This window comes from Streptomyces sp. NPDC003635 (assembly GCF_053587635.1).
Map to the genome: position 1 here is coordinate 271,097 of NZ_JBSFOK010000001.1, position 21,158 is coordinate 292,254.

Consider the following 21,158-nt stretch of genomic DNA (forward strand, 5'->3'; position numbering starts at 1 on the left):
TAGTGCGGCGCGAATCAGGGACTTAAATTACGGGTAGCGTGAGGCCATGTGGCAGGGCGGACTTCTTCAGGGAAAGCACGCGTTCATCACGGGTGCGAGCAGTGGGATCGGGGCGGCCGCGGCCCGGGTCTTTTGCCGGGAGGGCGCCGCGGTGACGTTGGCCGCGCGCCGTGAGGAACGGCTCGCGGCGCTGGTCGAGGAACTGTCCGCCGAGGGATTCCAAGCGCAGTACGTGGTGGTCGATGTCGCGAGAAACCAGCAGGTGGCGGAGGGGGTGGCGCGGGCGGTGGAGAGATTCGGCAGGCTGGACGTGGCGTTCAACAACGCCGGCGTCGCGGCCGAGGGAACGCCCATGCACATGATGAGCGATGAGGTCTACGACACCGTCATGGACACCAATGTCCGCGGAATGTGGAACTGTCTTCGCCATGAAGTCGCCGCAATGCTCCAGCGGGGCGGCGCCATTGTGAACACCAGCAGTACGGCCGGTCTCGTGGCGACACCGGTGGCCGCGCCCTACATTGCCGCCAAGCATGCCGTCATCGGATTGACTAAAGCGGTCGCAGCGGAATATGCGGCGCGCGGAATTCGGGTCAATGTCATTGTTCCCGGGGCGACCCACAGCGAAATGACGGACGCGTGGATGGCCGCCGTGCCCGGAGTGGCGGAGGAACTCGCGCGGGCGGCGCTGCTGCCGCGGATCGCCGTGCCGGAGGAGATCGCCGAGGCGGCGGCCTGGCTCAGCAGTGACCGGGCGTCCTTCGTGGTCGGCGCGACGGTGCCGGTGGACGGCGGCTGGACGGTGCGGTGAGTGGGGTGAGCGGAGTGACGGGGAGGGGGAGCGACGGTGCCTCGTGGGCAGCCGGCGCCGAGGGACCACGGTGGCAGGTCGTGCCGTGCGGGTTCCGTCGGTGCGGGTCATGGGACGGGCTCCTGTGCTGACGGTGGATCGCGGTGCGGGTCCGGCGCGGGCCGGGGGCCCGCCCGCCCGGGCCGCCGCGCACACGGCGGGTCACGGGTCGGGGCGGGTGATCGAAGCAGCTGGGGTCGAGGGTGAGGGTGGTGAGAGTGGATGGGCGGTGGTCGGCGGGATCACGCACGGCGCCACACATGTCGGGGCACGGACGTGCGGATCGGACGGCACGAGCGCGTGGGTGTCGGCAGGGGATCGTCACGGCGACGCTGCCGGGACGGGGACCGCACGGCCGGTGAGGGACCGGCGGTGTCGGGGAGGGTCTGCCGACTGTGCGCGCATTAGGGGCGGGCGGTCCGAAGGCGCCGGGAGCGGCGTGGGGCCGCATCGGGGTGCGGCTCCGCCGCGAGGGCGCGACCGGCCACGACGGCGCGGAGGCCGAGGAACGACCCTTAGCGGTCCGCGCCCCGGAACAGGATCTCGAAGACCCGCTCGCCGTTCTGATGGCCCGTCACGGACAGGACGTAGCCGTGCCCGGCCTCTTCCTTGAGGTCGGTCCGGACGACACAGGGGGAGTCGAACTCGACGTAGCGGGAGCACGAGACGACGCACGAGGAGGGCCGGAAGGGGCGCGGTCCGAAGACCACGTGCGCGGCCTGCTGCGCGGCGTCGAGAAGAACCATCGCGGGCATGTGGTCGTTCGGGTGGTCGAACATCAGCTCGTTCGACACGTCGGCCCGCAGCAGCCACTCGCCGGAACGCTCGCCGGGGGCGAGGGCCACGTCGGAGGCGAGGGAGCGGCCGACCGTGTGCGGGGGCACCGGCGCGGGCAGCGGAGCCGCGAGCGCGGCGGGCCAGGCGGTCTCGGTACGGCCGCGGCGCAGCCGGCGGTAGACCTCCGCGGTCATGACGGAGCACTCGCCGCCGCCGGTGCCGATGATCTCGCCGTTCACCCGGAGGACCACACGGGCCTCCAGCGACGAGGGAACACCGCGGCGGTGCTTGAGGTCGTGGATGGACACGTCCAGATCGAGGCGGGCGGGCGCGTCGGGCGCGCGCAGCCGGCCGGGGTCCACCCGGTGGTGGGCGGACGAGACGAGGAACTGGTGGCCGAGCGGGACACCGAGGCCCTCGTGGGCGACCAGGATCACGGCCTGGCGGACGCTCTCGATCACCAGGGAGGGCAGGAAGTCGCCCTGGGCGTCGGTGAATCGGCGGTGGTCGGCGGGCCACTGCGTGGAGACGGTGTAGTGAAGAGCGTCGTGCTTGGTGATGCCGGTGGGCAGTACGTCCTTCCGGTGCGTGCGATGTACGAGCCTGGTGTCGATCGACGCCGCGGGCGGCAGGATGACGGGCCTGGCCGGTATGACCGGCCGGACCGGAAACGCGGTCTTCCTCATCCCCCCGTGGCGGCGTCGGCCCCTGTGAATACCAATGTTGGTGGTCATTGCTCTTCCTTCTGGAACGAGAAGGTGCATGACGGGTGACTGGTTCCAACCCCGCCGGTAAGATACGCGCATGCGGGTATGTTTTTCAATGAGGGCGGGTGGTTCCGCATACGAACCCGCTGACAGACATCATCAACAACGACGACGGAAGGGGGCCCCGTGGCACAGCAGGATCGAGCCATCAGGACACGCCAGGCGATTCTGGAGGCGGCGGGCGAGGTCTTCGCGGAGTGCGGCTACTCCGCCACGAGGATCTCGGACGTTTACCAGCGGTGCGGTGTGACGAAGGGCGCCTTCTACTTCCATTTCACCTCCAAGGCCGAGCTGGCGCAGGCGGTGCTGGACGAGCAGGTGGCGGAGCAGATCAGGTACTTCGCGCCGCCGCAGGAGGCGGGGGCGCCGAAGCTCCAGGAGTGGGTGGACGTGACGCTGCTCGTGGCGCACCGGCTCACCTTCGACCGCATGCTCCAGGGGAGCATCCGTCTCGCGGTCGACCAGGGGCACGACGTGATCGACCGCAAGGTGCCGTACCAGGCCTGGATCGAGGTCAGCTCGAGGCTGCTCGGAGAGGCCCAGGAGCGGGGGGAGTTGGTGCCGGGCATCGAGGTGGCCTCGGTGTCGGAGGCGGCGGTGGGCGCGTTCACCGGGGTGCAGCTGCTGTCGGAGGTCATGACGAACCGGGCCGACGTGGAGGAACGGATCGCGGTTCTCTACGACCTGATGGCCCGTTCGCTGGCCCGGCCCGAGGTGTACGCGCGGCTGGACATCACCGCGGATCGGGGGAAGGTCCTGACGCGTGGGGCGGCGGTCCGCAGCTCCGTCTGAGGGCAGTTCTGGGGCGGCCCTCGTCCGGCCGCCTGCGAAGGGAGCGGCACGTGCAGATCCAGCAGCTTCGGGCATTTCGTGAGGTGGCGGCCGAGTTGAGCGTGACTCGGGCGGCGCGGAACCTCAACTACGCGCAGTCCACGGTGACGGCGCAGATCCAGAACCTCGAGGAGTCGGTGGGGGCGGCGCTGTTCGATCGGAGCCGGCGGCGGTTGGCGTTGACGGAGGCGGGGGTGCGGTTGTTGCCGTACGCCGAGATCATCATCGACGCGGCGGAGGCGGGGCGGCGGGCGGCGGTGGAGGGGGGCGTGGGGTGTACGGCGCCGGTGCGGAGGGGGCCGGGCCGGGTCAGGCGGGCGGGTGTGCGTGAACCTGCCAGGGGTGGTGCGCGTTAGGGCGAGTTCTGGCTTGTGGTGACTTTGAGGGGCGCCCTGGGTGGGGTGACCCCGTTCGGCTGAGGCTGGTGTGACCCGGTACCCGGGGTTGTGGGTGCCGGGTCTTTGCTTGCCCGCGCCGGCGGGGTGCCGCTGCGCCCACCCGTGCCGCCCCAGCGCCACGACTGCCCGCAGCGGCGGTGGGTGCAGCGGGGCGGGTGGCCTGGGCCGTGCGGTTGGTGGCGTTGGCGTTGGCGTTGGTGGGTGGGGCCGCCCTTTGGCGCGACTGCCGGCGGCGGTGGGGGCATCGGTGTGGGTGGCCGCGGCGGTGGGTGCAGCGGGGGCGGGTGGCCTCGGCCATGGGGTTGGTGGCGTTGGCATTGGTGGGTGGGGCCGCCCTTTGGCGCGACTGCCGGCGGCGGTGGGGGCATCGGTGTGGGTGGCCGCGGCGGTGGGTGCAGCGGGGGCGGGTGGCCTCGGCCATGGGGTTGGTGGCGTTGGCGTTGGTGGGTGGGGCCGCCCTTTGGTGCGACTGCCGGCGGCGGCGGTGTGGGTGGCGACGGCGGGTGGAGCCGTGCGGCTGTCCCCAGCCGCGAGTGGTGGGGGTGGAGGTGGTCGCCGCCTGCGGTGATTGCTGGCGGAATTGGTCATTCCTGGGGTTGTGGTTTTGGTTTTGTTTGCGGAATTTGTTGTTCCGTAAGGCACTTGCCATTTCTGTCTGGCCGGAAAAAGTCGTCCCCCAGGGTTCTTTGTCGGCGCACCGGGGCGGAATTGGTCATTCCAATAGATCTTCCGTTCCGTGTCCGGCCCTCGGAATGTGAAGTTCCGGGGCCGGGTCCGTTCGCGCGTGTTTCGGCAAAGGGCGGTGCGCGGTGCGGCAACCAGCGGGGCGGAGGGGTTCGTAGAGTCGGAGTATCGCGGTGAGTCCGGGGCCGTAGACGGGCCGGATGCCGCTCGCCCCCCGAGTCGCGGCCCTCCCGTCGACCGGTGCCCTCCTCGTACTTCCCCCGGCGAGGAGCGCCCCGGCGGTGGGAGGGCCGCTCCGTACCCCCGGGGCCCCGGGCCCGCGTACCGCCCCGACCCCTCCCCCGGACCCACGAACTTTCCCCGGACAAGAGTGAGGCTCAGCCCAACATGAATGCTGATCAGCGCATGACGGACGTGGACTCCTGGCGCCTGCTGCCGGCCGCCCAGCAGCCCGACTGGCCCGACCCGGACGCCCTCAAGGGCGTACTCGAAGAACTGGCGTCCTACCCGCCGCTCGTGTTCGCCGGGGAGTGCGACCAACTGCGCGAGCGCATCGCGCGGGTGGCCAAGGGCGAGGCCTTCCTGCTCCAGGGCGGCGACTGCGCCGAGACCTTCGACGGGGTCACCGCCGACCAGGTGCGGGACAAGGTCAAGACGCTGCTGCAGATGGCCGCCGTGCTCACGTACGCCACCTCCGTCCCCGTCGTGAAGATCGGGCGGATCGCCGGGCAGTACTCCAAGCCCCGGTCCCGGCCGGTCGAGGTCCGCGGGGACGTCACCCTGCCCGTCTACCGCGGCGACGCCGTCAACGGACAGGAGTTCACCCCCGAGGCCCGCCGCCCGGATCCGGAACGCCTCAAACGCATGTACCACGCCTCCGCCTCCACCCTGAACCTCATACGGGCCTTCGTGACCGGCGGCTACGGCGATCTGCGGCAGGTGCACGAGTGGAACCGCGACTTCGTCAACTCCTCCCCCATCGGCGCCCGTTACGAGGCCCTCGCCCGGGACATCGACCGCGCGCTGACCTTCCTCGCCGCCTGTGGCGCCGACCCCGGTGAGTTCCACCTCGCCGAGTTCTACTCCAGCCACGAGGCGCTGCTGCTCGACTACGAGGCCGCCCTCACCCGCATCGACTCCCGCACCGGCCACGCCTACGACGTCTCCGGGCACATGGTCTGGATCGGCGAGCGGACCCGGCAACTCGACCACGCGCACATCGAGTTCGCGGCCAAGGTCCGCAACCCCGTCGCCGTCAAGCTCGGTCCCACGGTCACCCGGGACGAGGTGCTCTCGCTCATCGACCGGCTGGACCCGGAGCGGGAGGCCGGCCGGCTCTCGTTCATCACGCGCATGGGGCGCGAGAAGGTCCGTGACCTGCTGCCCTCCCTCATCGAGATCGTGGGCGAGACCGAGGCGCCCGTCGCCTGGATCTGCGACCCCATGCACGGCAACACCTTCTCGGCGGCCAGCGGCCACAAGACCCGCCACTTCGACGACGTACTGGACGAGGTGACCGGCTTCTTCGAGGCGCACCGCGAGCTCGGCAGCCACCCCGGCGGCATCCACATCGAGCTGACCGGCGACGACGTCACCGAGTGCGTGGGCGGCGGGCACCCGATCGGCCTGACGGATCTGCACCGGCGCTACCAGACCGCCTGCGACCCCCGGCTCAACCGCTACCAGGCGCTCGATCTCGCCTTCCAGGTCGCCGAGTTGTACGCGGACCGCGCGGTCCCGGCCGTGCCGCGGCCGCGTATCGCGCAGGCGGCCTGACCTGGTCCGACCCTGGCCCGGTGAGGTCGGCGGAAGCCCGGCCTCACCGGCCGCGCGACCCCTCGTATCCATCGAAACTCTCGATCGAAGTAGAAAACCCGCATGCGGGTATGTTTCTCTATGAGTGCTTCTTCGAGAGCTCCGACATCGGAACAGGGGGTACGCGATGCAACGTGTCAGTGAGGTGAAGCCTCGGCAGGTACGCAGGTGCACCGCCGATCCGCCGCCCGCCCAGCGCGGTGGACTGCAGATCGTCAAGAACCATCAGGAGATCCTCGAGGGGACGACCGCTCGCCATCGCTTCGGCGAGGTGACCGTCTCGCTCGTGCAGGGCGGGCCGCGTGAGCTCGTCCGGCCCGGGCGGCTGATCGGCGCCGGTGAGGGTGCCCGGCTGCGCATGTGCCGGCCGCTGCACGGCGAGGTCTGGGTCTTCCAGGACGGCCGGCACGGTGTCGTACGGCCGCCGCAGCTGATCTCCTTCGACACCGGACGCCCGTTCAAGGTGATCATGCCGGAGGAGTTCCGGATGGTCGACGTCATGGTGACGCACTCCCTGGTCGGGCTCACCGCCGCGGACACCCAGCGGCTCACCGCCCGGGCCTGGAGCGGTGACCAGGGCGCCGCCGCGCTGCTGAGCAGCCTCCTCGAAGGGCTCGGCCGGCACGGTGAGGAAGTCGAGACGGCCGTGGACCTGCTCGGCGGGAGTGTCGCCCAGCTGACCGCCGTCCTGTTCGCCGAGCGGATGCGCGAGGTCGGCGCCGACAGCGAGATCGCCCGGCAGGCGCTGATGCTGCGGATCCAGGCCCATGTGCGCGAGCACCTGGCCGAGCCGAGCCTCAGCCCGATCGAGGTCGCCCGCCGGCACAACATCTCCCTGCGCTATCTCCAGAAGATCTTCCAGGAGTTCGGCGTCAGCCCGGCCCGCTGGATCCGCGACGAGCGGCTCGCCCGCTGCCGCTCCGAACTGGCCGACGCCTCCCTCGACCACCTGCCCGTCGCGCTGATCGGCGAGCGGGCGGGACTGTACGGGGCCTCCCACTTCAGCCGCCTCTTCCGGGGCCGGTACGGGGTCACCCCGAGCGAGTTCCGGAAGGAGCGCCGCGCCATGGACCACCACCTGGACACCGATCCCGCGAGCTCGGGAGCCCGGCCGTGAGCGCGCCCACCGAGGCCGCCCGCACGACGGCGGACCGGACGACGGCCGGCAGGGCGACGGCGGGCGGTACGGCCACGGCCGGTACGGCCACTGCCGGTACGACGGCGGGCTACGGAACCGTCGAGCACTTCCTCGGCCTGCTGCTGCCCGGCGGACTGGAGCCGGAGGCGTCCTGCCCCGGCCGGCTGGTCTCCGCGCGGACCGTGACCCATCAGAACCCGCCCGCCCGCGAGCGGGGCAAGGGCCAGGGCCGGAGGAGGAAGACATGACCACCGCCACCGGCCTGCCCGAGCTGCGCATCAAGGTGCTCGGCCCGCTCGAGATCCACGTGGGCGGCGAGCGGCGCACCCTCACCGCCCCGATGGCGCGGCGCGCCATGGCCGTACTGCTGCTGGACGCCAACCACCTGGTGTCCACGCAGGCCCTCGTCGAGGAGCTGTGGGACGAGGAGCCGCCGCGGCTCGCCCGCAAGACCGTGCAGACCTACATCTACCAACTGCGCCAGGCCCTGAGGTTCCCCGGCGCCGACGGCTCCGGCGAGCGCCTGGAGACCGGGCCCGGCGGCTATCGCCTGACCGCCCGGCAAGGAGAGCTCGACCTCTGGGAGTTCGAGCAGCGGGTGACCCGTGCCCGGGCCGCGCTCGCCTCCGGGGCGCCCGAGGACGCCGCCCGGCTGCTGCGCGAGGGGCTCGCGCTGTGGCGCGGGGACCCGTTCGCGGGGCTGGAGGCCGGGCCGCTGCTCACCGCGCGGATCGCGCAGATCGGCGAGGCCCGGCTCGGCGCGCTGGAGCTGCGGATCGAGGCCGATCTGCAGCTCGGCCGCCACCAGGCGCTGGTGGCCGAGCTGCGCCGGCTCACCGTGGACCATCCGCTCGACGAGCGGTTCACCGCCCAACTGATGATCGCCGCGCACCGGTCGGGACAGCGCAGTACGGCACTCGACGCCTATCTGCGGCTGCGGCAGCGGCTCGTCGACGAGCTGGGCATCGAGCCGAGCGAGCGGGTGCGCAAGCTGCAGCAGGACATACTGCGCGAGGTCCTGCCGCCCGCCGGGAAGGCGGACCAGGCGGTGGTCGTACGGCGGCCCGTGCCATCCCCTCGCGTCTCACCCGCGGTGGACCAACTGCCTCTGACCGCGCCCGACTTCGTGGGCCGCGAGCAGGAACTGGAGCGGATCGGCGAGCGGTTCACCGGCCAGGTCGTCACCCTGCTCGGACCGGCCGGCGTCGGCAAGTCCGCGCTCGCCGTACGAGCCGCCCGCGCGCTGGCCGAACGGTTCCCCGACGGGCTCCTCTACGCCTCCCTGCACGACGGATCCGACCGGCCGCGCGCCCCGGAGGCGGTACTGCGGTCGCTGCTGGACGGGCTCGGCATTCCGCGGCAACGGCAGCCCGAGGACCCGGAGGGACTCGCCGCGCTGTTCCGGGGCACCGCCCGGGAACGGTCCCTGCTCGTCCTGCTCGACGACGCGGCCGGTACCGACCAGGTGCTTCCGCTGCTGCCCGGCGGTGACTCCTGCCTGACCCTCGTGACCTCCCGGGTCCGGCTGTCGGGACTGCCCGGCGCCCGGCGCCTGACCCTCGGTCCGCTCGGCGCCGAGGACGCGGCCCGCTTCTTCGAGCGCCTGGTCGGCGCGGAGCGCATCGCCGGGCACCGGGCGGCGCTGCGCCACGTGGTGGCACGCCTCGGCGGTCATCCGCTGATGCTGCGGTCGGTGGGCGAGCTGTTCGCGGCCCGGCCGATGTGGACGCTGACCGACCTGGCCGCGGGCCTGCTGGACGACGACCGGCTGGTCGCCGAGCTGCGGGACGAGGCCTGTGCGGCGCTCGCCCGGGCCGACAGTGCCCTGGCCCGGCTGGCGCCATGGCTGCGCCGGTCGACGTTCCTGCTCGCGGCGGCGGGTCCCGGCTCCTTCGACACCGAGCAGGTCAAGAAGGTGCTGGAGCTCGACACCTGGAGCGCCCAGTCGGTGGTGGGGCGGCTGCTGGACCGGCAGGTCCTGGTCCTCGACGAGGCCCCGCCGGGCGGCACCGCCACCTTCCGGGTCCCGGAACTGATCCGGGTCGGGGTGCTGGCCCACGGGGGCGGGGGGTGGAGCGGGCTGACCGGCGGCGACACGGGTGAGGTTGAACCGACTGAGGCCGGTTGGGTCGACGGGGGCCGTGGTGACGCGGGTCGGCCGGAAGACGGTCGTATGGCACGTATGGCATCCGGTCGTATCGAAGCCGGTCGTATCGAAGCCGGTCGTATCGAGGCCGATCGCCCCGACAGCGGCGGGTCCGACGCCCTTCCGACCGACTCGGCCTGTTCCGACTCCAGTTGGTCCCACACCGGTCGTACCGACAGCGGTCGTACCGATGGCGGTCGTGCCGAAAGCGCCCGCCCTGACGCCGGTCGTGCCGATGCCGGTCACCTCGACGCCGGTCCTGCCGATACCGGACGCCCCGACACCACCCGCCCCGACACCGCCCGTACCGAAGCCACTCGGTTCGACGCCGTGCGGCCCGACTCCGATCGGTCCCACGCCCCCGGAGCCGTCCGGCGCGGTCTGCTGCCGGGCCGGCCGCACGGTGCCGTTCCCGGGCCGCCGAGGCGGCGGTCGGTGACCCCGACCACATAGGCGCCCCGGCCGCCCGCCGGCCGGTCGTTTCAGGCCGTCCCCACCCGTCCGCGACAGCGCCCCGCGCAACCCCTGAAAAGCGGCTCTGAACAGCACGTTTTCCGCCTCTTGGACACGCCTTGGGCGGGTGTTGAACGGGCCACCCCAGTCTGGACACAGGCGACGGTCGCCCGTCCGGATCGCTCCCCGTCGCACGTCCGAACGAACCATCCAAGGAGACCCCATGACGGACCAGCAGTTCGGCCAGCTCGACGTCCGCTACCTCAACCACTCCGCGCTCGCCCTGCCCGGCGGCGGCGAGCTGTACTACGAGGACAGCGGCGAGGGCCCCGCGGTGACCCTGCTGAACAACTTCTACATCGTCAGCCCGATCTGGCGGAACTTCACCACCGAACTGGCCGACGACTTCCGGCTCGTCCACTACGACCTGCGCAACCAGGGCGCCTCCAACCCGGGCCCGGAGCCGGTCGAGTTCATGGACCACGTGGAGGACGTGCGCCGTCTGCTGGACCACCTCGGCATCGAGAAGACCTACCTGGTCGGCACGTCCATATCCACCCTCATCGCCCGCGAGTTCGCGCTGAAGTACCCCGAGCGCGTGGCCGGCCTGGTCCTGGTGGGCCCGGCGTTCTCGCCCAACGGCACCCTGCGCCGCAAGCTGGTCAGCCGCTCCTGGCTGGCGAGCCTGGAGTCCGGCGGCACCCAGCAGCTCTTCGGCCACCTCTACCCGCTGGTCTTCCCGGACCAGATGATCCACGAGGGCGGCACCGCGGCCTACCTGGCGCTCAAGGACAACTTCCTGTCCCTGCTCTCCGTCGGCTCCATCCGGGAGAACCTGCTCGCCTCCCTGGAGATCGAGGACGACCCGGAGCAGCTCGCCCGCCTCGCCGCCCCGACGCTGATCATCAACGGTGACGGCGACTTCGCGTGGAGCGAGTCCGTCGTCGAGGACGCGCTGGCCCGCATCCCGGACAGCCGGGCGATCACCCTTCCCCGCGCCGGTCACGTGCCCTTCTTCGACGACCCGCAGGGCTTCCAGACGGCCGTCTCCGAGTTCGTACACGAGCTCGAGGCGCGCCGCGGTGCCGAGACCGCCACCGCGGTCAACGGCGCCGCGTAGCGGGACGGGCGACACGGGGGCGGCCGGGGCCCGGTGATCCCGTACCCGCGGCCCCCCTCCCCGTCCCACTTCCCCCAGGCATTTCGCTGCACCACCGCAGCACCACATCGACGCACACCACGTCCCGACGCTGGAGACAAGCACTCATGACAACACGTCTGTTGACCGGGGCCACCGGCTTCGTCGGCGGAGCCGTGGTCCTCGAACTGCTCGACAAGACCGACGACCCCGTCCTCGCACTGGTCCGCGGCAAGGACGACGCCGAGGCGACGCAGCGCCTGCACGAGACGCTCTCGGCGATGGCGGACGGCTACGGCCGGTCCGACCTGCACCCGGAGATCCTGCGTCGGACCCTGGCCGTGCACGGTGACATGACCGTCGACGGCTGCGGGGTCGACACGGCCGGGCTGCCGCCCGTCGACGAGGTCTGGCACTGCGCCGCCTCGCTGCGCTACGAGGAGGAGTACCGCGCCGAGATCGAGGCCCAGAACGTCCAGGGCACCGCCAACGTCCTCGACCTCGCCCGCACGCTGGGCGCGCGCGCCTTCAACTACGTCAGCACCGCCTACGTCGCCGGCTCGCGCACCGACCTGATCACCGAGGGTCCGGTGACCGACCAGTCGGTGGCCAACAACTGCTACGAGCAGACCAAGATGCGGGCCGAGGCCCTCGTCGAGGAGGCCGCGGCCGACATGCGGATCCGCATCCTGCGGCCCACCGTCGTCATCGGCCACAGCGTCACCCGGCACGGGCTGAACTGGTCGGGTCTGTACGGCTTCGCCCGCCAGGTGCTGGTCTTCAAGAAGACCGCCTCGCGCAAGCTCGGCACGTTCCTCTCGCACGCCCGGGTGCGGCTGCTCGCCGACCCCGAGACCGTCGTGAACCTCGTCCCGGTCGACATCGTGGCCCGCAACGCGGTCGCCATCTCGCTGTCGGACTCCCCGGAGACGTACTTCCACCTCGGCAACTCCGACGGTCCGAAGGTCCGTGACATGGTCACCCAGATCTTCGAGCTGATCGGTCTGCGCGAGCCGCTGTGGGTGGACGACCGCGACGGCTTCACCGCGATCGACGAGGCCCTCGACGGCGGCATGAACTTCTACCGCTCCTACCTGCGCTACAACAAGCGCTTCGACCTCACCAACACCGCCGCCGTCTGCGGCCCGGACGCCTCCTACGCCCCCACCGGCGAGGAGGAACTCGCCGAGTACCTCCTGTACTACCTGCGCACCCTGCGCGGCTTCCAGGAGAACACCGGCAACGAGCGGATCGTCCACCGCGTCGCCGCCTGACCCGTCCGTCGACGACGAGAACCCCTGAGCCTGCGGTTCCGCGCGGGCCGTCACTGGAGGAGACATGTACGACAGCACGACGGTCGCGGAGCACCTGCGCGGCCTGCTGGAGAACGCGGTCGGCGCTCCGCTGCCGCTGGAGGACCCGGCGGCCCGTGCGGCGTCGCTGTGGAACCTGGGGCTCACCTCGGCGGGCTTCATGCGCCTGCTCGCCGACGTCGAGGACGCCTTCGGCATCGAGTGGGACCTGGACGAGCCGACCGACGCGTTCGGGTCCTACGACGCCCTGCTCGCCCACATCACCGCGCAACTGGAGCGCCGTGCGGCGAAGGCGGGGGGTGTGTGATGGCGCGCGTGAACCGCCGGCTCGCGCTGGCCACCGCCCCCGCCGAGGCCCGCCGCCGCCACGGCGCGGTGCCGATCCGCCTCGACAAGCCGCTCGACCTGTTCCCGCAGGCCGGCCGGAACTTCGACTACGCCACCTTCGCCGACCTGGTCGAGGAGGCCGCCGCCCTGCTCGCCGGGGCCGGCGTCACCGACGGTCAGCGCATCCTCATCGTCAAGCAGCCGAACTTCGACATCCCCCTGCTGGCCTTCGCCTGCGCCCGCATCGGCGCCGTACCGGTGCTCGTGCACTCCGCCGTCGGCTTCCAGGCCCTCGGCGTGATGACCGGCCGCGCCGAGCCGGCCGCCCTCCTCACCGACGCCGTCACCGAGGCGGCCGGCGTGCTGGACTCCGTCGACCCGACCCTGCCGCGCTGGTACGTCGGTGAGCGCGGCGAGCACGGCCTGTCCCTGCTGGACGCCGAGCGCGGTCACATCCCGCCCGCCGTGGTGCCCCGCGAGGACACCCCGCAGCTGGTCACCCACAGCTCCGGCACCACCGGAGTGCCCAAGCTGGTGCTGCACTCCGTGCACAGCTTCGCCGGGCACGCCCGTCCCCAGATCACCATCGGCAAGGTGCTGCGGGTGCGCGACCCGTACCTGATGTGCCTGTCGCCGGTGCACGCCCGCTGCATGTCCGGGATGCTCGCCATCCTCGCGCTCGGCCTGCCGCTCGGCTTCCTCACCGACACCGCCCCCGAGAACGCGGCCGAGCTGCTCGCCGCCGTCCGCCCGGGCGTCGTGGAGACCGTCCCGAACGCCTTCATCCGCTGGGAGGAGGTCGCCGAGAAGCAGCCCGAACTCTTCGCGCAGACGCGGCTGTTCGTCAGCTCCTTCGACGCCGCCCACCCGCGCACCATCCGCACCCTGCTGGGCGCGGCCAAGCCCGGCGCCCGCTACATGCAGGCGTACGGCCAGACCGAGACCGGACCCGTCACCGTCAAGTCCCACAAGCTCAAAAGCCGTTGCGACGACGGTCGTTGCGTCGGCCGGGCCGTGCTCGGACACACCAAGATCCGCGTCCTCGACGACGCGGGCGACAAGGCCCGCAAGGGCACCCCCGGGCAGATCTTCGCCCGTTCCTCCGGAGTCACCCCCAGCTACCTCGGCTCCCCCGACCAGCGGGTCGACGGCTGGTGGGCGATGGGCGACTACGGCCTGGTCAGCGACCGCGGCTGTCTGCACCTGTTCGACCGGATCGTGGACCGGGGCAGCGGCGTGGAGAGCCTGCTGGCGGCCGAGGACGACATCCTCGAGGCGCTGCCGCAGCTCACCGAGGCCGTGATCATCCCGATGGCCGACGGGCCCGCGATCCCGCTGGTCGTCACCCGCGGCGACGCCCCGCTGGACCTGGCCGCCTGGCGCCGCGCGGTCGCCTCGCTGCCGGAGCTCGCCGCGCCGGTGCAGTGCCGCTGGGACGACATCCCCCACACCGCCACCTGGAAGGTCAAGCGCCTGGAGGTGGCGCGCCGGCTCGCCGCGGGCGACCTGCCGGTGCTGACCACGGCAGGGGAGGAACGATGACGACCGCCCCGACCCGCCGGACCACCACCGCGTCGGAGCTCTGGACGAACTGGCTTCCGGCGGTGGAACGGCTCGTCCCGGTGCCCGAGGAGTTCCGGGTCGCCCGGCTCGCCCACGCGGAGGCCGCGCGCGAACTCGCCGTCGACGAGGACGTGCTGGAGAACCTGGTCGGCGCCGGCTTCCCCGCCGAGGACACCCCCGACGGGCTGCGCTACGACTACCACGACGTGATGAACCTCGGGCTCCAGTCCGGGCTCGGCCGCTCCCTGGCCGAGCTCGGCGAACGCCAGTGCATGCGGCTCGCGGCCGGACAGCCCGAGAGCTGGACGACCGAGCGCGTCACCCGGCTCCGGCTCACCGCCACCTGCTCCGCCGCCGGGTGCACCAGCTGCGTCACCAGCCCGGTACCCGCCGAGCCCGCCCCCAAGCTGTTCGAGGGCCGGCTCACGGAGTGGGTTCGGGAGGAGGGCGGTACCGCGGTGGCCACCGTCACCACCCGCGGCCACCGGGACGCCCCCCGCACCGACACCGTCCGCCGGATCTACGACGACCTGCTCGACCGGCTGGTCTCCGGCGAGTACCAGTACGGCTGGGTGCCCGAGGAGCTGCGGGCCCGCCCCGCGACCGCGATCGAGCACCGCACCGTGGACTGTGTCGTCGCCGCCTGGCAGATGCAGCGGTGGGCCGAGGAGGCGGGCGTCCGCGCCCGTACCCGCCGCGGCTTCCTGCTCGGTCTGGTCGGCGTCGAGCACGCCTGGACCGAGGTGTTCGAGGAGGGCCGCTGGCTGCTCCTGGACCCGGTGCTGGCGTACCTGGGTTCCCGGCACCGGGCCACCCACCCGGAGTTCGCCGACTTCACCCGAGGTTCGGTGCACAACCGGCTCCTCGCCTGGGACCGGTCCGTCGACGAGTCGCTGGCCGACCACGACTGCGTGGCCGGCGGACACGTCCGCGTCGACTGCCGTCAGCTCCCCGCCGCCCGTACCCCCGCCTGAGCGTACGGCGGACACATCCCCCCATCGGGGCGACGCCCCGCCCCGTCATTTCTGGAGGAATACCCATGTTCAACAAGCTGGCCGCCTTGGCGACCGGCCGCCGAAAGCTGGTTCTCTGGCTGGGACTGCTCTTCTGTGTCGTGGCCGGCGGACTCGGCGGCGCCGTCAACAGCAAGCTGTCCTCCGGTGGTTACGAGGTACCCGACGCTCCGTCGACGCAGGCGAACGAGATCCTCAGCGAGAAGTTCGGCACCGGTGAGCCCAACCTCGTGCTGCTGGTCAAGACCCCGAAGGGCGTCGACGACCCGGACACCGCCGCCAAGGGTGCCGAGCTGACCGAGAAGCTCGGCGCGGAGGACGGCGTGCAGGAGGCCGCCTCCTACTGGACCCTGGACAAGGCGCCCAGCCTGAAGGCCGAGAAGTCCGACTCCGCCCTCGTGCTCGCCCACCTTCAGGGCAACGAGGACGAGGTCGACGACTACCTGGCCAAGCTCCGCCCGCACTACGAGGACGGCTTCGAGGGCCTGCAGATCCAGTTCGGCGGCCGCGCCGAGGCCTACGCGGAGATGAACGAGCAGACCCAGGAGGACCTGGCGCTCGCCGAGACCCTGGTGCTGCCGCTCACCCTGATCCTGCTGGTCCTCATCTTCCGCGGGGTCATCGCCGCCCTGCTGCCGCTGGCCGTCGGGATCGTCGCCATCATCGGCGCGCTCGGTGTGCTGCGGGTGCTGGTGGAGCTGACCGACGTGTCGGTCTTCGCGATGAACCTCACCACCGGCCTCGGCCTCGGTCTCGGTATCGACTACAGCCTGTTCGTGGTCAGCAGGTACCGGGAGGAGCTGAGGAAGGGCGCCGAGGTCAACGCCGCCATCGCAACCAGCCTGCGCACCGCCGGCCGGACCGTCCTGTACTCGGCGATCACCGTGGCGCTCTCGCTGTCGGCGCTGCTGCTGTTCCCGATGTACTTCCTGCGCTCCTTCGCCTACGCCGGTATCGCCGTCGTCGCCTTCGCGGTGCTCGCCGCCCTGGTGCTGCTGCCGGCGCTGCTCGCGGTCATCGGCACCCGGATCAACAAGTGGTCCTGGAACCGCAAGAAGCCCGAGCAGGCCGTCGAGAACGGCTTCTGGCACAGGCTGGCCACCCTGGTCATGCGCCGTCCGCTGCCGCTGGCCACCGGCGTCATCGTGGTCCTGCTGCTGCTCGGCGCGCCGTTCCTCGGCATCAAGCTCAACCTCGCCGACGAGCGCACCCTGCCCGCGGACGCCGAGGCGCACCAGGTCGGCACCGTCCTCGTCGAGGACTACTCGGCCCGCGAGATGGAACCGCTCATGGTGGTGGCCGAGAACGCGGGCGGCGCGGCCGACCGCGAGTCCAAGGTCGCGGCCTACGCCGAAGAACTCTCGAAGATCGACAACGTGGCCCGGGTGGACGCCCTGACCGGCTCCTACGCGGACGGAAAGCAGATCGCCCCGGCCGGCGCGCTCAACGAGCGCTACGAGAAGGGCGAGGGCACCTGGCTCTCGGTCATCCCGGAGGTCGGCTCCTACACCGACGAGGGCCAGGACCTGGTCGTCGACGTGCGGGACGCGAAGGCGCCGTTCGAGGACGTGAAGGTCGCGGGCACCGCCGCCTCCTTCAAGGACACGATGACCTCGCTGACCGACCGGATGCCGTGGGCGCTGCTGCTGATCGCCGTCTCCACGTTCGTGCTGCTGTTCCTGATGACGGGCAGCGTGCTGATGCCGGTGAAGGCGTTCGTGCTCAACCTGCTCAGCCTCACCGCCACCTTCGGCGCGATGGTCTGGGTCTTCCAGGACGGCAACCTGATGTGGCTGACCGGCGACTTCACCGTCACCGGCGGCATCGTGGCCACCACCCCGATCATGATGTTCTGCGTGGCCTTCGGCCTCTCCATGGACTACGAGGTCTTCCTCCTGTCCCGGATCAAGGAGGAGTACGACCGCAATGGCGACAACACCCGTGCCGTCGCCCTGGGCCTCCAGCGCACCGGGGGCCTGGTCACCGCGGCCGCCGCGCTGATCGCCCTGGTCTTCGCCTCCTTCCTGGTCTCCGGCATCACCTACATGAAGCTGCTCGGCCTCGGTCTCGCCCTGGCCGTGCTGATGGACGCCACGCTGGTGCGGGGCATCCTCGTTCCGGCCTTCATGCGCCTGGCCGGCCGCTACAACTGGTGGGCCCCGCGCCCCCTGACCCGTGTCTACGAGCGGTTCGGGCTGAGCGAGGGCGAGGAAGCCTCCGGCGGTAAGGCCGTGAGCCCTGCGCGTGAGCCCGTGGACGCAGGCCGATGAGTGCCGCGACAGGCCGTCGAGCGTCTGCGGCCTGACCGTGGCTGGTCGCGCAGTTCCCCGCGCCCCTTAGCGGCGCCGGCGGACCGCCCGACCGTCCAGTACCCAACTCCGGCGGGGTCCATGGCCACCCGGGCCCCGCCGGCCCCTCCACCCGCCTCTTCACCTCTAGGGGAACTCCCATGTCCGACCAGCTCACCCCGGGCCACGCGCTCCTGCTGGAGTTCGTCGATATGCCCGAACTGCTCGACGGCATCGGCCGTGACGACGACCTGACGACGGCCGGGCTCAACTCCGGCGACCTGATCCGGCTCGCCCTCGCCATCGAGGAGCAGACCGGCAGCCCGCTCGACGACGACGAACTGACCGCGCTGCACACCGTCGAGGGCATCGACCAGGTGCTGACCGCGCGCTCCGCAGCCGTGAGCGAGGCCCGCTGATGTGGATGGCCCACTTCGTCCGGCGTCACGCCGGACAGCGCCCCGACGCACTCGCCCTGGCCGACGAGCGGCTCTCGCTCACCTGGCGTGAACTGGACGAACGCACCGACGCGTTGGCCGCCGCCCTGATCGACCGCGGGATCGGCCCCGGTGAGCGCCTCGTGGTCAGCTCGCCCAACCGGGTCGAGGTCCTGGAGCTGTACATCGCGGCCGGCAAGGCCGGGGCGATCGTCTGCCCCGTCAACCACTCCTTCCCGGCCCCCGAGGTCGAGCACGTCGTCTCCAACTCCGCCCCGCGCGGGGTGATCGCCGAGCAGGGCGTGCTGGACCGGCTCGGTGACGCGTTCGGCGACAGCTGGAAGCTCGCCCTGGACAGCCCCGCCTACCAGGAGCTGCTCAGCACCCCGCGCCGGGCGCTGCCGCTGCCCCACATGGACGACCTGTTCGCGATCCTGCACACCTCGGCCACCACCGGCCGGGCCAAGGGCGTCGCCGTCACCCACCGCTCGGTGTCCGCCTGCTACACGGCGCTCGCCGCCGAGGCCCGGTTCACCGCGGACGACGTGATGCTCAACCCCTGTCCCCTGTTCCACGGCTCCATGGTGATCGGCCTGGCCCTGCTCGCGGCCGGCGGAACCCTGGTGCTCCAGCGGGAGTTCGCGCCGCAGCGGTTCCTCGCCGAGGCCGAGCAGCGCGGCGCGACCCGTGCCTTCCTGGTCCCGTCGATGGTCCGCTTCGCCCTGCGCACCAAGGCGTTCGACACCACCGACCTGTCCACCCTCGTCGACGTCATGTTCGGCGGCGCCCCCATGCCGGAGGAGCTGCTGCGCGAGTCCCTGGAGCGCTTCCCCTGCCCGTTCCGCGGGATCTACGGCATCACCGAGGGCGGTGGCCCGATCGCCACCGTCGTCTTCGGCGGGGCCGAGGACCACGGCGCGGACGCCACCGCCCGGGAGCTCCGGCTGCGCTCGGCCGGGCGGATGCTGCCCGGCTGCCACATCGAGGTCCAGGACAAGGAGGGCGGCGCGCTGCCGCCCGGCGAGATCGGCGAGGTCTGCGTCCGCGGCGACGGGGTGATGCGCGGCTACTGGCGCAACCCCACGGCCACCGAGTCCACCCTGCGCGACGGCTGGCTGCGCACCGGTGACCTCGGTTACTCCGACGCCGACGGCTACCTCTACCTGGTCGACCGGATCAACGACGTGCTCATCCGCGGCGGGCAGAACGTCTACCCGGCCGAGATCGAGCGGGTCCTCGGCGCGCAGCGCGGGGTCGCCGACGCGGCCGTCGTGGGCGCCCCCTCGGAGGAGTGGGGCGAGGTGCCGGTGGCCTTCGTGGTCGCGGAGGGCGAGGAGGTGTCCGCCGCCGGCCTGGTGAAGGCCTGCGCCAGCGAACTGGCCAGCTACAAGCGGCCGGTGCGCATCGAGTTCGTCTCCGAGATCCCGCGCAGCGCGGCCGGCAAGATCCTGCGCCGCAAGCTGCGCGAGCGGTTCGCCGACGGAATGCCGGGCGCCGCCCCGGTGCCGCCCACGGACCGGGGAGCGTGAGCGCCGTGCGAGTCGCCTGCATAGGCGCCGGGCCCGGCGGGCTGATGCTGGCCCTGCTGCTGCGCCGCCTCGGCGGCCACGAGGTCGACGTCTTCGAACGCAGCCCCGCCGGTGCCACCTACGGCTTCGGCGTGGTCTTCTCCCGCTTCAGCCTGGCCCGGCTGCGCCGCGCCGCCCCGGACGTGGTCGCCGCCCTGCTGGACCGCGGCGCCCGCTGGGACGACGTGGAGGTCCGCCGGGACGGCGAGCGGATCCGCTCCTCCGGCCACGGCTTCGCCGCGGTCGAACGGCGCACGCTGCTCACCGCGCTGAACGAACTCGCCGAAGAGGCGGGCGCACGACTGCACTTCGAGACCGAGGCCGACGCGTCCGAGCTGCTCGGGCGGTACGACGTGGTGGTCGCCGCCGACGGCTCCGGCAGCCGCACCCGGGCCGCGTTCGCCGAGGAGTTCGGGGCCAGTGTCGTCCCCGGCAGCGGGCGGTACGCGTGGTTCGGGGTGGACCGGGCCTTCGACGCGATGACGTTCCTGTTCGCGGACAGCCCGTACGGCCCGGTCGGCGCCCACGTCTACCCGTACGGCCCGGACCGCTCGACGTTCCTGGTCGAACTCGGTGCGCAGGCGTGGCGGCGGGCCGGGTTCACCGAGGGCGCCACCAAGCCCCCGGGCTGGAACGACGAACAGGCCATGGAGTTCTGCGCCGAGGTGTTCGCCGAGCATCTGGGCGGGGCCAAGCTGCTGGGCAACGGCTCGCGTTGGCTGACCTTCCCGCACATCTCCGGCAGCCGCTGGTCCACGGGGCGTCTGGTGGGTCTCGGGGACGCCGTCCACACCGCGCACTTCTCCGTGGGCTCGGGGACCACCCTGGCCCTGGAGGACGCGGTCGAGCTGGCCCGCCGACTCGCCGAGCACGGTGAGGGCGACGATCTGGAGGCGACGCTGGCCGCGTACGAGGCCACCCGCCGGCCGATCGTCCAGTCCGTGCAGGAGGCCGCCTGGGCGAGCCTGCGGATGTGGTCGCACCCCGAGGAGCACCGCGCCCTCGACCCGGCCACGCTGATGCTCCGCCTGCTCACCCGCACCGGTCAGTCCGCCGCGGACGTGCTGCTGCGGCTCGATCCCCAGCTCGCCAAGATCGGCGACGGAATCACGGCGCTGCCCGAGGGCCCGGTACCCACGCTGGTCCCGTCCGCCGGACAGGCGGCACCCGGAGACGCGGTGCTCGCCGGTCAGGACGGCCCCGTGCTGGTCGAGACGGACGCCGACGCCACCGCCGTACAGGAGGCCGGGGAGCGGTTGCGGGCGCTGCGGCTCGAACTGCCGGACGCCTCCCTCGGGTTGCTGGTGCGGGCACCCGCGCCGGCCGAGGAGCCGGTGGCCCGGCTGGTCGACTCCGTCGCCGCGCTCGCCCAGGCCGTTCCGCTCGCCGTCGTGGCCGTGGCGCCCGGCGATCAGCTGCCCGCCGCCGACCGCACCGCCCGCTCGGCCGTCGCCGAACGCCTGACGGCGACCGGCACGCACACGGCGTATGTCTGCCGCCCGAACGAACTGAGCCAGGGCTGGACCCACGTCCGCTCCGGACGCGCGTCCGAGCTGTGGACGACCGGGACCTGACCCCGCACCGCCGACGACCACCCGAACCTCGACCCGCAGCGCCGATGGTGGCCGGGGTCGAGAGAACGCCGTACCCCG

17 protein-coding genes are annotated in these 21,158 nt (G+C 72.0%); 16 read left to right on the forward strand and 1 reads right to left on the reverse strand.

The genetic code is table 11. From position 1 onward, the window contains the following. Positions 1–46: 46 nt before the first annotated feature. Entirely contained in the window at positions 47–811 is a 765-nt protein-coding gene (locus ACWDRW_RS01295) for an SDR family NAD(P)-dependent oxidoreductase (protein ID WP_451718310.1), read from the forward strand. 554 nt (positions 812–1,365) lie between these two features. Here ACWDRW_RS01295 and ACWDRW_RS01300 read toward each other — a convergent pair. Further along, complete coding sequence (locus ACWDRW_RS01300) at positions 1,366–2,313, reverse strand: ScbA/BarX family gamma-butyrolactone biosynthesis protein (protein ID WP_451718313.1); 948 nt, start codon at positions 2,311–2,313, stop codon at positions 1,366–1,368. Positions 2,314–2,520: 207 nt separating this feature from the next. Here ACWDRW_RS01300 and ACWDRW_RS01305 point away from each other — a divergent pair, with 207 nt between their 5' ends. The 15 genes from ACWDRW_RS01305 (at position 2,521) to ACWDRW_RS01375 (ending at position 21,080) form a co-directional block, all read left to right on the forward strand. Continuing rightward, a complete protein-coding gene (locus ACWDRW_RS01305; protein WP_451718315.1) occupies positions 2,521–3,186 on the forward strand; it encodes a ScbR family autoregulator-binding transcription factor in 666 nt (221 codons plus the stop codon). A gap of 50 nt (positions 3,187–3,236) precedes the next feature. Beyond that, positions 3,237–3,581, forward strand: coding sequence for a LysR family transcriptional regulator (locus ACWDRW_RS01310; protein WP_451718317.1), 345 nt, complete (start codon positions 3,237–3,239; stop codon positions 3,579–3,581). 1,131 nt (positions 3,582–4,712) lie between these two features. Further along, a complete protein-coding gene (locus ACWDRW_RS01315) occupies positions 4,713–6,083 on the forward strand; it encodes a class II 3-deoxy-7-phosphoheptulonate synthase (RefSeq protein WP_451718320.1) in 1,371 nt (456 codons plus the stop codon). A 166-nt stretch (positions 6,084–6,249) separates the two neighbouring features. After that, positions 6,250–7,239, forward strand: a complete 990-nt coding sequence (locus ACWDRW_RS01320; RefSeq protein WP_451718323.1) for an AraC family transcriptional regulator — start codon at positions 6,250–6,252, stop codon at positions 7,237–7,239. Beyond that, positions 7,236–7,508: a hypothetical protein gene (locus ACWDRW_RS01325; protein ID WP_451718326.1), complete on the forward strand. Its 273-nt coding sequence runs from the start codon at positions 7,236–7,238 to the stop codon at positions 7,506–7,508. Before ACWDRW_RS01320 ends, ACWDRW_RS01325 begins: the two co-directional genes overlap by 4 nt. Beyond that, a complete protein-coding gene (locus ACWDRW_RS01330; RefSeq protein ID WP_451718329.1) occupies positions 7,505–9,859 on the forward strand; it encodes a BTAD domain-containing putative transcriptional regulator in 2,355 nt (784 codons plus the stop codon). Before ACWDRW_RS01325 ends, ACWDRW_RS01330 begins: the two co-directional genes overlap by 4 nt. A 223-nt stretch (positions 9,860–10,082) precedes the next feature. After that, positions 10,083–10,979 carry an alpha/beta fold hydrolase gene (locus tag ACWDRW_RS01335; protein ID WP_451718331.1) on the forward strand — a complete coding sequence of 299 codons (897 nt, stop codon included), beginning with the start codon at positions 10,083–10,085 and terminating at the stop codon, positions 10,977–10,979. Positions 10,980–11,125: 146 nt separating this feature from the next. Continuing rightward, positions 11,126–12,271: an SDR family oxidoreductase gene (locus ACWDRW_RS01340; RefSeq protein WP_451718337.1), complete on the forward strand. Its 1,146-nt coding sequence runs from the start codon at positions 11,126–11,128 to the stop codon at positions 12,269–12,271. Between the two features lie 64 nt (positions 12,272–12,335). Continuing rightward, a complete protein-coding gene (locus ACWDRW_RS01345; RefSeq protein ID WP_451718340.1) occupies positions 12,336–12,617 on the forward strand; it encodes a hypothetical protein in 282 nt (93 codons plus the stop codon). Continuing rightward, on the forward strand, positions 12,617–14,179 hold the full coding sequence (locus tag ACWDRW_RS01350) for a class I adenylate-forming enzyme family protein (protein ID WP_451718343.1): 1,563 nt from the start codon (positions 12,617–12,619) through the stop codon (positions 14,177–14,179). The genes ACWDRW_RS01345 and ACWDRW_RS01350 overlap by 1 nt, the downstream gene beginning before the upstream one ends. Beyond that, positions 14,176–15,174: a transglutaminase domain-containing protein gene (locus ACWDRW_RS01355; RefSeq protein WP_451718346.1), complete on the forward strand. Its 999-nt coding sequence runs from the start codon at positions 14,176–14,178 to the stop codon at positions 15,172–15,174. Before ACWDRW_RS01350 ends, ACWDRW_RS01355 begins: the two co-directional genes overlap by 4 nt. Positions 15,175–15,239: 65 nt before the next feature. Beyond that, on the forward strand, positions 15,240–17,483 hold the full coding sequence (locus tag ACWDRW_RS01360; protein WP_451718349.1) for an MMPL family transporter: 2,244 nt from the start codon (positions 15,240–15,242) through the stop codon (positions 17,481–17,483). A 179-nt stretch (positions 17,484–17,662) separates the two neighbouring features. Then, the gene (locus ACWDRW_RS01365; RefSeq protein ID WP_451718352.1) at positions 17,663–17,920 is read left to right on the forward strand and encodes a phosphopantetheine-binding protein; all 258 of its coding nucleotides are present in this window, start codon (positions 17,663–17,665) and stop codon (positions 17,918–17,920) included. 5 nt (positions 17,921–17,925) lie between these two features. Beyond that, entirely contained in the window at positions 17,926–19,467 is a 1,542-nt protein-coding gene (locus ACWDRW_RS01370; RefSeq protein WP_451718355.1) for a class I adenylate-forming enzyme family protein, read from the forward strand. Further along, positions 19,464–21,080 (forward strand): FAD-dependent monooxygenase, encoded by a 1,617-nt coding sequence (locus tag ACWDRW_RS01375; RefSeq protein WP_451718357.1) that lies wholly within the window; start codon positions 19,464–19,466, stop codon positions 21,078–21,080. Before ACWDRW_RS01370 ends, ACWDRW_RS01375 begins: the two co-directional genes overlap by 4 nt. Positions 21,081–21,158: the final 78 nt, after the last annotated feature.

Coding starts and splice junctions, on each gene's coding strand:
- ACWDRW_RS01295 (WP_451718310.1), top strand. CDS start 47: ATGTGGCAGGGCGGACTTCTTCAGGGAAAGCACGCGTTCATCACGGGT.
- ACWDRW_RS01300 (WP_451718313.1), bottom strand. CDS start 2,313: ATGAGGAAGACCGCGTTTCCGGTCCGGCCGGTCATACCGGCCAGGCCC.
- ACWDRW_RS01315 (WP_451718320.1), top strand. CDS start 4,713: ATGACGGACGTGGACTCCTGGCGCCTGCTGCCGGCCGCCCAGCAGCCC.
- ACWDRW_RS01320 (WP_451718323.1), top strand. CDS start 6,250: ATGCAACGTGTCAGTGAGGTGAAGCCTCGGCAGGTACGCAGGTGCACC.
- ACWDRW_RS01330 (WP_451718329.1), top strand. CDS start 7,505: ATGACCACCGCCACCGGCCTGCCCGAGCTGCGCATCAAGGTGCTCGGC.
- ACWDRW_RS01335 (WP_451718331.1), top strand. CDS start 10,083: ATGACGGACCAGCAGTTCGGCCAGCTCGACGTCCGCTACCTCAACCAC.
- ACWDRW_RS01340 (WP_451718337.1), top strand. CDS start 11,126: ATGACAACACGTCTGTTGACCGGGGCCACCGGCTTCGTCGGCGGAGCC.
- ACWDRW_RS01345 (WP_451718340.1), top strand. CDS start 12,336: ATGTACGACAGCACGACGGTCGCGGAGCACCTGCGCGGCCTGCTGGAG.
- ACWDRW_RS01350 (WP_451718343.1), top strand. CDS start 12,617: ATGGCGCGCGTGAACCGCCGGCTCGCGCTGGCCACCGCCCCCGCCGAG.
- ACWDRW_RS01355 (WP_451718346.1), top strand. CDS start 14,176: ATGACGACCGCCCCGACCCGCCGGACCACCACCGCGTCGGAGCTCTGG.
- ACWDRW_RS01360 (WP_451718349.1), top strand. CDS start 15,240: ATGTTCAACAAGCTGGCCGCCTTGGCGACCGGCCGCCGAAAGCTGGTT.
- ACWDRW_RS01365 (WP_451718352.1), top strand. CDS start 17,663: ATGTCCGACCAGCTCACCCCGGGCCACGCGCTCCTGCTGGAGTTCGTC.
- ACWDRW_RS01370 (WP_451718355.1), top strand. CDS start 17,926: ATGGCCCACTTCGTCCGGCGTCACGCCGGACAGCGCCCCGACGCACTC.